Here is an 11878-nt window from a genome sequence, read left to right as displayed (position 1 = left end):
ATGTTTAAAACCGTCATTCTTTGGTTGCATAAATGGCTCGGAATCATCACCGGAGTTGTGGTATTCATCCTAAGCCTGACGGGCAGCATATACACCTTTCAGGATGAGCTCAAGCTCTGGGCTTATCCTGAAAAATATTTTATCTCCGATACAACCAACCACTCAAAAACTCCGCTACCTTTAAGCGCACTTCTTTACAGCGCACAGAAAAGCCTCGAAAAAAATCAAAAAATCACGCGGGTTGATCTCTATCCTTCGAAGAATCGTACCTGGGTATTTCGTGCCATAAAAACGGACGAAAAAGCATTTGGTCATTGGAATTATTACCGCTATTACAAACGCGTTTTCATCAATCCATATACTGGTCAAGTACAGCAAGTAGAAAATTCAAAAACAGAATTCTTTCAACTGGTGCTTCAGCTTCACCTAAACCTCCTCTTAGGCAAGCAATATGGCCATCCGATCGTCGCCTGGTCAACGGCCATTTTTGTCCTTATCTTACTTAGTGGCATTGTTCTTTGGTGGCCAAAAAAATGGAAGGGCAAGAATCTTAAGCGCAGTTTTTGGTTAGATACCAAAGTAAAATGGAAACGACTGAACCACGACCTCCACAATGTCATCGGATTTTACAGTTTATTTATCGGATTGATTTTTGCCATTACGGGCCTCGCTTTTGCTTTTCCGGATTTCAAAAAGACCTATATCGCAACATTCAATTTATTGCAGTCGCCAACAGCTTCTTCCACACACAGCTCCCCTATCCCCTTGCCCCCTGTGGAAAAGAAATTTCAGGACAATGCGCTACGGTATGCCTTGACAAATTATCCGGATGCTGAAATGATGTCGATCCGACTAAAAAAAGAAACCGAAACAGCGATGGATATACAGGTGAGACATCATGAAAAACGAAGCGGTGTATTTGATTGGCTTTATTATAATAAAGAAGACAGCAGTCTTACGGCAGTCAAATCCAGCAACGAATTGCAGTATGGGGATAAGCTCGGTGCACTTAACTATGATATTCATACCGGTGGCATCGGTGGACTCACAACAAAAATTATCGCTTGCCTAGCTAGTCTCTTTTGTGCTTCCTTGCCCATCACAGGATATATCATCTGGATGAACAAAAGCAAAAAGAAGAAAAAGAAAGGTTATCAACATAATGTTAATAAGTACTGTTAATAACTGCATTTTTCTTTTAAACAGGTTTTCAACAGCGTTATTAACATAATGTGGAAAACTAACCCTTACCCTATTTACTGACACCATCTCTTGTGCAATTTATAGGAATGCGATACACCATCTGAAAAAACAACATACAAGACAAAAAGACGACAGTCTTTAAACCGAGAAGATCCCAACGCTAAGCCGCGCAAACAGGGCAACACTAAAAAAAGGAAGCATTCTTCAACAAAAGGAAGCAAAGCACACAGCCAAAAAAGAAAGTCGCGTGAGAAAAAAAGAAAATCCGATACACAGAAGTGCACCGGATCTCTTCAATAACAAACCAACAACTAACATACTAAAGATTCGGATTTCGCACCGTCTCTTCGTATGGTATAGCAAACAAATAATAAGGACTGTTTTCTACAAAATTAGAACCATCAGGAAATTTAATAATCCGGTGCCCTTGACCATTAACCAGCTTAGGCTTACCGTCTGCACCCACAATTTCTACTTGAATAGGTTTTCCCTCAGCATCAAGATAGGATTTACGCACAACCTTTCCCTGAGTCCGAAGAATATCCGACAAAGCAAATCCTTCACCCCAAAGTTCCTTGCGTCTTTCAACAAGAATGGCAGCAATTAATTGTCCATTATCATTTCCTGAAAACAGCTTAGCGTTTCTAGCCGTCCGTAATTTATTCAGCGCTGCTACCGCTTTATCGTTTTCACCAGCTCTTGCATAACCTTCAGCCGCAATCAAAACCATTTCAGAAGCACGCATGTATACAATATCTCCAATTAAATTGGACTTAAACTTAAACTTCTTATACCGTAGGAAACCTTCCCGACCAGGTAAATTATCCCATTCAAATAAAGCGTAACGCACATCACTGGTATCGAATAAATCTTTAAAATAAGGATCGGCCATAAAACTATAGTAATAAGATCCAGCTGACGACACATCCAAATAATGAAATGTATAACTTGCCACATTTTGCTCGTTAGTCTGCTGATGTCCCCAAATCCACTCGCTATTTCCAAGATCATTAAAACCTGCCTGATAATCTGACGGAGTCATTAAATTATACTTCTGAGCTGCTTTTTCAGCATATTCAGCGGCTAGCTTCCATTCGCCTACCTGCAAATAGGTTCTCGCAAGCAGACCATACACGACATCCGCATTGATTTCGTATTTATCCGCTCTACTAGCAGAAGCCAACAAGCTTTCACTGTCTTTGAGATCTTTCAAGATAAGTTCATACACTTCTTCCTGTGTTGACCTTGATTTTCCTTCAGTCGACAATGTACTGGGTTCGGTATAGATCGGAACAGACTTGGCATTTTTATCTTTCAGATAACTGAACTGGTAAAAAGTCGCCAGGTTTAGATAAGAAAACGCGCGCAATGCTTTCGCTCTTCCCTTCAATACATTCTTGGTTTCGACAGATCCCTCAGCTCCATCCACTTTCGCGATCACATTATTCATATTATCGATCACTTTATACAGCATTATCCAAAAAGAATTAACGCGATTAGAACGATTGTTTGTTAATTCGGTAAATGCATACGCATCGCGATAACCATATTTGGTCGTCACCGCAACATCACTTCCCATTGCATCACTTGTACGCATTACCGCCGTATAACCTGGATTGGCATAAGTAAAATAGGTATCATTTAAATACCTCCAGGTACCATTGATCACCGTAGCAACATTGTCGGTATTTTTAAACACTTCACCTTCCGGCACAGAAGTGGTCGGATCCAACTCAAGCGCATCCTTACATGATGCATTCACTAGAGAGAGCGCCAATATGATATATATAATTTTTAGTTTCATGATTTTCATTTAAATTCTCAGATTAACAATAAGGCATTAAAAAACAAGCTGAATACCACCAGAGATTGTTCGCATTGCCGGATAGCGAAAATAGGTCGCCCCATTCACCGTCTGTTCTGGATCCATTCCTTGATGACCATAAAATGTCAATAGATTTTCGGCAGTTGCAAAGACACGAAGTTTTTCTACACCTATCCGCTTCAATAAATCCGAAGGTAATCTATAGCCCAAACTCACATTTTTAAGGCGTGCATAAGTGCCACTGTAAAGAAAACGTGTGGACGAAGAAGTCCAATTCAAGTTATCTGTTGTCAATTTAGGCACATCGGTCTGCGTATGCTCAGGCGTCCAGCGCTCGAGGATCTCCTTGGACCAAGCACGTCCCGGATTATTACCGCTATGCATAAGCTGAATATAATCGTTATCTAATATCTGTCCACCCAAACTAAAACTCAACAAAGCAGACAAATCAAAATTTTTGTAAGTGAAACTGTTTTGAATCCCACCGACAAGATCTGGCAATGAAGTCCCGGCAATAAAATTACCGGCCTTACTGTATTCCGAAGTTTTTTCACCTGTTTTATTACCGTCCTTATCAGCGGTATACCATTGAGGCAGACCGTTATCTGGATTTACTCCAGCCCATTCCGGCAGATAAAAATCATAGATACTTCCGCCTACACGCAAAAGCTTATTCCCCGTAATGATCGGTTTGTTATCTTTTGGCAAAGCTGTAATCTTGTTTTTGTAATGCGAAAGATTGACGTCTAAATTCCATTTAAAATTTTCATTTCGAACCGGGACAGTACGAATATCCACGTCGATACCGGTATTTTTCAGCGCTCCAATATTTGCATCATAGCCCGTATAGCCTGTTGAATAAGCCATCGGCATGGTGAACAGCAAATCCTTACTCCGACGGTTAAAGTACTCCACACTCAATGAAACCCGGTTTTCAAATGCAGATACATCGACACCTACGTTCAAATTGAGGTTCGACTCCCATTTTAGATCTGGTGTAGCCAACCTACCGGTATACGTTCCGCCTTTACCCAAACTATTTGCAATGGTATAAAGTCCTTTATAAGCATAATAGGTACCTAAATTATCGTTTCCTTGTCCACCATAACTTGCTCTTACCGTCAGCTGATCAATCGTTGTGTTATCCTTCAAAAATTCTTCCTGTTTCAGCTTCCAAGATCCACCCACAGACCAGAATGTTCCCCAACGTTTTGCTGGCGAAAAGCGCGACGAACCATCAGTACGTAACGAAGTCGATAAATAATATTTGTTATCATAATTATACTCCGCTCTTCCCAAGAAACTCAATAGCCTATACCCAGCACTTGATCCCGTGAAGTTATTGAGTTGTGATGCCGCAGCAGGTTCATCAAAGTAAGGGAGCACAAATTGCTGTCTGCTACCGTTGATATTGCTACTATTAAAATCATAGTATTCCTGACCGGCCAATACATTGAGGTAATGTAAGCCAAACTGCTTCTCATAAGTCAATAAATTGTTCCAGGTCTGCGCTACGGTACGCACATTTGAACGATAAACATACCCGCCCGTATTCACACCGTCTCCCAACAAAGGATTGGTATAGTCGTGTGTATTCCCGTTGATATAATCAACATTATATGTCGACTTAAATTTTAAATTTTTGGAAAACAACACTTCCAGATAAGTCCGGGCAGATAGATTTTCCCGACGGATATCATTTCTGTCCAAAGGAAGAGAAGCAGCTAAATTATTACGTGGTGTTGCACCACTTGGACGATATTCTCCAAAATCGTAAATCTTATTTCCGGCTCCATCAAGCACAAATGAACCATCCGCATTGCGCTCATAGTATGGATAAAAAGATGGCACCAGTCTCGTAAAATTTATAATGTTTGCCGTATTGCTGTCCTCAGACTGCGGATATTTTTGTTGTGTACTGCTACCACCTATATTGAGACCGACATTTAACCAGGATTTCACTTTGCTGTCAAGATTTGCGCGCAGGTTGTACCTTTTAAATCCAGATTCAATCGCTATCCCCTGATCGTTCAGATAACCACCCGAAATATAATAGGTGCTTTTGGCACTACCACCACTAAACCCTAGATCTGCTTGTGTACGCACTCCCGTACGTTGCAATACGTCGGTCCATGGATCATCCCATAGTGTCTTAGCTCCGGCAACCAACTTACCATCTACTCCGACCGGCTGCGGGTATTGACTGCCATACGGATTGATATTTAAATCTGTCAATACGGTCTTACTTGCGTTGGACGCCGCTTGCTCTGCTGTAAGGCCATTTGACAGGTTTTTGTTTCTCAAAGCTTCCCAATAGAGCTGAAAATATTCATCGGTCGATACCTGGTCATAGTCACGAACTGCACGGGTTGAATAGCCCTGTGTAAAATTGAGATTAATCTTGGTGTTGTCGGAAGACACACCAGACTTAGTAGTAATAATAATCACACCATTCGCCCCTCTGGATCCGTAAAGTGCACTTGATGCTGCATCTTTTAAAACAGAGATAGACTGAATGTCATTCGGATTGATGGAGTTAATATCCCCGGCATAAGGACTACCATCCAACACGATCAGAGGTGAACTGGAGGCATTAATGGAGCCGATACCCCTAATACGGATGGCTGCTTCAGTACCTGGCTGTCCCGAGGACGCTACGGACTGTAAGCCCGGTACCTGTCCCTCCAGGGCCTTCGTAATATTTGATACCTGTCTATTTTCAATAGCTTTGCTGCTCACCGTACTGACCGACCCCGTTATGTTTGTACGTTTGGCAGTACCGTAAGCCACCACCACCACTTCTTCCAGATCTGTACTGGAGGGTTTCAAGGACAATGTTAAGTTTGTACTTGTTGCTTTTAGCTGTTGAGATTCATAACCTACAAAGGAAAATTCCAATACAGGTAATACGTCACCTGTGACATTGATTGTAAACTCTCCTTTTGAATTCGTTAAGGTTCCTTGATTTTGCCCCGAAATGCGAACATTTACTCCAGGAAGTAGGTGACCGGTTTTGGCATCAACAACTTTTCCTTGTATAGCCCGCTGCTGAGCATACAACCTGTTCATATTGACACCTGATAATGCTATCGCAGCAATAGGAATGTATTTAAGTTTTGCGTACATCGTAAGAATGCTTTACTAAATAAGTTAAGTGTGATTAAATACAAAAAACACAGTGGCTCCTTGCATTCCAATAAAATCTACTGAATAAGTAGTTTTTATTGAAACGCAAATATATAACAAAATCTATTGAATTAATAGATTTTGTTTCGCTAAAACACAAAACACTATAAATAAAGTACTTAAAATTAAAAACTAAGCTTATAAAAGTCATTTAGTAAGCTAACTTACTATTATTGATCAAGCCATTTTTGAAACTTCGGAGATCGTTCCTCACTAACAATGACTACAATTCCCGCTGGAGTTGAGGGCATTAACGCTAATTTGATTCTATTTCGACTAATTTTTAACATGGATTGAATCGCATCTATTCGAACAAGAAATTTACGATTGATCTGGAAAAAAACTGTTGGATCTACCTGTGTAACGAGATGAGTGATGGTATCTTCAATAATATATGCAATTCCAGATCCTTTTTCTACAGCATACAACTCTTTGTCTTCTGCCATAAAATAAGCAATATCAGCAATGGCCAGCGACTTTAAAAAATTACCATATTTCACTAAAAAACGCTGTTTGAGCCGAGGTTCTACTTTAGGTAGTAGCGGTTCGATACGTTTCATGACCTCAGTCAACTCGTCGCTGTCGAAAGGTTTTAACAAATAGGCATACCCTCTATTTTGGAAGGCCTCCAAGGCATATTGTTCGTAAGCCGTCGTAAAAATAAGCGGCACATCGATAGATACCTGCTTAAAAATTTCAAAGCTCAGCCCATCCATCAGGTGGATATCCATAAAAATCAGATCGAATTGATTTCTATTGATTGTCACCACCGCTTCCTGAACCTCTTTTGCATTGGTAAAGGTCAGTTCACTTTCTCCATAGCGCGCAGTCAACATCTCCTTTAAGCCTACAAAAGCCCAGTCTTCGTCTTCGACAATCAGTATTTTCCATCCCATGGGTTGAATGTAATAAAAAATCCATTTCCTAAAAAGAAAATGGATTAATATATATAGGATTTAAAAAAATAGATTATTTCAACAGATCGGGATTATTATTGATTGCTTCCTGTGGATAACGTATCACATAACGAGGATCGTTCTGCTGCAGTGTTACCGTTCTGCCGAAACTACTGTGTGTGATCGCCGGTCTTGTCGTCCGTTTTAGATCATACCACCGTAATCCCTCTAGCGCCAGTTCACGCTTGCGTTCCAGCAGAACCGCATCTAGCAATTGCTCCTTTGACAAACCTGCGTCAGCCTTAGTTTCTTTGGCATAGGCATCTGCGGTAAATCTGTTTTTCTTTAAAGCAGACAGATATTTTAATGCTTCTGCTGTATTTCCCAGACGAACATAACATTCGGCCAACGTCAAATAAAGATCAGCATTTCTAAAACTCACATTAAAACGGTTGTCCCCACCTTTGAGGGATACATAATCGCCCCCACTTTTTTGGAAGTAACGACCTTTTCTCAAATCGCCTGCAGAATAACTGTCTAACAAGGCCGGTGAAATAAAGGAACTTGTACGTACTCCAGGAACAGATACTTTTTCCAAAGCCATAATCATCTCCGCTGATTCAAAATCATTCGGAAGTAGGCTTCCAGCAGCATTGAGATCAACCAATTTGTCATTTATAACCAAAGCTTTTTTAGCGGCATCAATTGCTTCTTGCCACTCACCGCGATATAAATGAACGCGTGAGGCCATGGCAAAAGCAGCGCGTTTGCTAAAGCGATAATTAACACCTTTTGCCTGATCATCCACAGTCAGTAAAGCTGTCCCTTTTCCCATATCAGCCAGGATCTGCGCATAAGACTCTCCAATGGTCACAGGTACAAAACGTTGTTCCAGGTCAATCTTTGTCGATAAAGGAACGCCCCGAAGCCCTGCATTACTCGCCGAATAGACCTCGCTGTAGAGATTTAATAACTCAAAATGAGCATAAGCACGCATCAGATAAGCTTCTCCTTTGATTTGGTCCACTGCTGCATTGCTAGCCAACTTTTCATCGATTGTACTAATGACCTGATTGGTATAAAAAATACTACTATAAAATGTCAGATAGGGATAAGCAATTGTTGTCGGATCAGGATTTTGATCGTTCCAAAGATAAATATCTTTGGTTCTAGCGGCATCAGTCGAACTTTCATCCAACAATAGCTCATCTGTCCGCAAGGACAAATAGGACTTATGTGCAGGAAAGTTTGCATAACTGCTTGTCATTAAACCTCTAAAATCACTTTCCGAAGTAGGGATAACCGTCCCTACCGGTTTTATATCTAAATATTTATCGCAGGAATTCAATGCACTGGCTGCCATGATCATTCCAAAATAAACTATCTTTTTCATGTTATAAATCAATTAAAAGAATTAAAAACTCGCTGACAGACCGAAGGCAAAAGACTTGCTGATCGGTTGTGCATAATAATTACCGTAAGTTTCAGGATCAAAATATCCGTCATAATTTGCTCCAAAGACAAATAGGTTACGTCCTTCTACATTCACGCGTAAATTGCTTGTACCAATTTTTTTACTTAATGCAGCAGGGAGTGTATAACCTAAACGAATGCTATTGATGCGGACATAGCTCATTTTCTTTGCCCAGATATCATAGAGATTGAATGATTTAATTGGATCATTGCTTTCCAACCAAGCATAGGCCATCCAGCGATCATTGAATTCAGAACTTATGCTTCCCAAAGCAGGCATATTACCACCCTCTTGCAGTGCCTTCAAAAGATCTGTTGTATAATTCTGACCACGGTCTACCAGAGCCGGATTATAAGTCGGTGTACGGCTTACCCAACGCTCCAAATTAAACACAGCAGAAATTGCGAGATCAAAATTAGCATAACGGAAACGGTTGGTCATTCCGCCGATAAACTTCGGATCTTTACTACCCTTGTATTTAAATTTAGAACGGTATTCTGCAGCGGTCATATCGGTTTGCGAAATATAACCTGGCAAAAACTCCGCCCATGGATCATATAATCCAAAAAACTGTTCAAAGCTCGAAACGGATCCATCCTGATTTCTGAACTGCATCACCCCATCTTTATCCAAACCAGCCGTTTCCAATACGTATAGGCCATTAATTGGACGCCCTTCCTGTGTTTCAAGCGCATAGGCTTTTGGATCAGCGAGTACTTTTAATAATTTATTACTATTGTGTGCAATATTAAAGTCCGTTGACCAGGAGAATTTATCCGTTTGGATCTGACGGCTTGATATCGTCAATTCCACGCCTTGGTTTCTTGCTGAGGCCCAATTAACTTTTACGTTTTGGAAACCGTTTTCCAAAGGTATTGCACTATAATCGATTAAGTCGGTACTCTTTCTGTTATAATAATCAACCGTAATATTTAATCTGTTTTTCCATAGGCCTAAATCAATCCCAGCATTATAAGATTGGGTCTTTTCCCAGCGAAGTTTATCATTAGCAGGCATCTCAACAAATACAGTTCCTTCATTATTTCCTGGCAACATGGTAATGTTATTATAAAAACCAACAATAAAAGGATAAGTATTGCGATCAATATTTCCTTGCGTACCGTAAGACGCGCGCACTCGGAGATCAGACAAAGCGGTTTTTCCTTTAATAAACTCTTCCTCTAGCACATTCCATGATCCCGAAACAGACCAAATCGGTAGAAAACGATATTTGGGATCAACACCAAACATATTAGAACCATCTTGTCGAATACTTGCATATACATTGTATTTCCGATCAAAAGTATAGGTCGCATTCCCATAGAACGAGGCATATGAGCTTTCTACAAATCCTTTTTTATACTGTACAAACCTTGAGTCATTTTGGTAGTTGCTATTTGGAAAAACAAGTGTTTGCGTCGTCAATGTTGCCGGATTGTACCCGAATCCCTTCGTTGTTACGATTTCACTCTTGCTCCGTCTCAGTTCCGTTCCTCCCATCAATTCCAGCTCATGGCGATCGTTCCAGGTTTTGTTGTACTTTAAATAAGTTTTCCAATTGTATTGGAAAACGCTATTATTGGAATTTTCTATTGTCCCACCAGTAGGCAAAAAATACTTATTTGTCTTGCTGGCGGCATCGTAGTAGCGGGTCGCAGCACGCAATTTTCGGGTGTTATAACTTTCCTGATCTGCAAATTTTTCAGTTTTATTTTCATCAAATTGCAAACCAAGCTCTGTTCTCAGGGATAACTGTGGTAAAATAGCGTATTCCAAATAACTGATTGCTTTCAGTGCTTTATTTGTTAACGTGTATTTGGTATTATCGCGCTCTTCAATTGCGTTAAATGGGATATAAGTATCTCTTTCAAAGCCCTCGATATCTGGATCATAGTTAAATTTCCCAGATTGATCATAAACTGAAAGATATGGATTAACCGAACGCACATAATAACTTGGGTTCGTGAAAGCATCACGATCCTGAATCGGATTTTGTCTATTCGAAACTGATCCTAATATATTAATACCAGCTTTAAACCGATCGTTGATTGTAAAATCGTTATTTAATGTCAATGAATAACGACGAAGATCTACCGCTTTTGTAGCACCTTTTTCATCGTACAAACCTGTTGACAAATAATAGCGATGCCCATCATTACCGCCTGAAATAGACGCGGAATACTGTTGATTGACCGCCTGACGGTATAATTCATTCCCCCAATTCGTTTGTTGCGTGCGCAATTGACTGATCGACTGCTGTACTTCCGGTGACAAAGCTGCTAAACCACCGGTGCGATAAGCATCCAATGCATTTGCTTTATTTAGTATCCGCATAACAGCGCCCTTATCCGTACGATAATTGAGATCCGTACGATTGGCCATCAATAACTCAAAATTCACTTTTTCATTAGCATCCATCAGATTGAGTTTACCGAAATCCGGACGTTGCGTCACAAAGGTATTTGCTGACACCTGCAATTTTGCGGGACCAGATTTACCTCTTTTTGTGGTAATCACAATGACCCCATTTGCGGCCCGGGCACCATAAATTGAAGTCGCCGCAGCATCTTTTAAAACGGTAATATCGGCGATATCATCGGGATTGATGCCTGCAATAGGAAGATTTGTCAAGCTATTAAGATCATCTTTCTCTATTCGGTTTGGCATTGCCGTACCTTCAATCGGCAGTCCGTCAATCACCCATAAGGGATCTTGTGTGCCATTGAGTGATACAGTACCACGAATACGGATCTGTGGAGCACTATTGGGGCCGCCATTAAAATTGCTCAACTGCAAACCTGCCACCTGACCAGCAAGCATTTCATCGATCGATGCAACCCCCGTCTGTTTGATGTCCGCTACATTGATTTTATTGTAAGCCGTCGTATTCTTACGTTTTTTGATATCCGTATAACCTGTTACGATCACTTCATCCAAGGACTCACCACTTGGCTGAAGCAAGATTGTCTTATGATCCTGAAATACCGGCACCTGAATACGCTGGTACCCGACATAGCTAATCGTTACATACTTTAAATTACTAGGCACTTTTAAGCGAAATTCACCAGCCGCATCGGTCAATGAACCCAATGCCGACTGCTGCACCTGATTAGGTACACCGATATCTTCTGCTACTGCCGAACTTTCAACGACAACCGTCGCCCCCACGACCGGTTTTAACGTGACCGCATCCAAAACCTTTCCTTTCAGTTCCCTGGATTCCTGCGCATGCGCAACGTGCACACACATGAAGGTCAACGGTATTAAAAACTTATTCATTTTGGTAGATGTTAA

The 11878-nt window shown here is 40.7% G+C and carries 6 protein-coding genes; 1 reads left to right on the top strand and 5 read right to left on the bottom strand.

Translation table 11 applies throughout. The features are described 5' to 3' along the window. Entirely contained in the window at positions 1-1182 is a 1182-nt protein-coding gene (locus CBM24_RS04940) for a PepSY-associated TM helix domain-containing protein (RefSeq protein WP_088160374.1), read from the top strand. A gap of 340 nt (positions 1183-1522) precedes the next feature. Here CBM24_RS04940 and CBM24_RS04935 read toward each other — a convergent pair whose 3' ends face one another. The 5 genes from CBM24_RS04935 to CBM24_RS04915 form a co-directional block, all read right to left on the bottom strand. Further along, positions 1523-3007 (bottom strand): RagB/SusD family nutrient uptake outer membrane protein, encoded by a 1485-nt coding sequence (locus tag CBM24_RS04935; protein WP_088163455.1) that lies wholly within the window; start codon positions 3005-3007, stop codon positions 1523-1525. 36 nt (positions 3008-3043) lie between these two features. Further along, positions 3044-6154: a SusC/RagA family TonB-linked outer membrane protein gene (locus CBM24_RS04930; protein ID WP_088160373.1), complete on the bottom strand. Its 3111-nt coding sequence runs from the start codon at positions 6152-6154 to the stop codon at positions 3044-3046. 230 nt (positions 6155-6384) lie between these two features. Then, the gene (locus CBM24_RS04925) at positions 6385-7110 is read right to left on the bottom strand and encodes a LytR/AlgR family response regulator transcription factor (protein ID WP_075991239.1); all 726 of its coding nucleotides are present in this window, start codon (positions 7108-7110) and stop codon (positions 6385-6387) included. A gap of 73 nt (positions 7111-7183) precedes the next feature. Further along, a complete protein-coding gene (locus tag CBM24_RS04920) occupies positions 7184-8503 on the bottom strand; it encodes a RagB/SusD family nutrient uptake outer membrane protein (RefSeq protein ID WP_088160372.1) in 1320 nt (439 codons plus the stop codon). 21 nt (positions 8504-8524) lie between these two features. Beyond that, positions 8525-11863: a SusC/RagA family TonB-linked outer membrane protein gene (locus CBM24_RS04915; protein ID WP_075991237.1), complete on the bottom strand. Its 3339-nt coding sequence runs from the start codon at positions 11861-11863 to the stop codon at positions 8525-8527. Between the last annotated feature and the right edge of the window lie 15 nt (positions 11864-11878).

This window comes from Sphingobacterium sp. G1-14 (assembly GCF_002196555.1).
In the GTDB taxonomy this organism is placed as follows: domain Bacteria; phylum Bacteroidota; class Bacteroidia; order Sphingobacteriales; family Sphingobacteriaceae; genus Sphingobacterium; species Sphingobacterium siyangense.
This window is presented reverse-complemented; position numbering and strand designations above follow the sequence as displayed.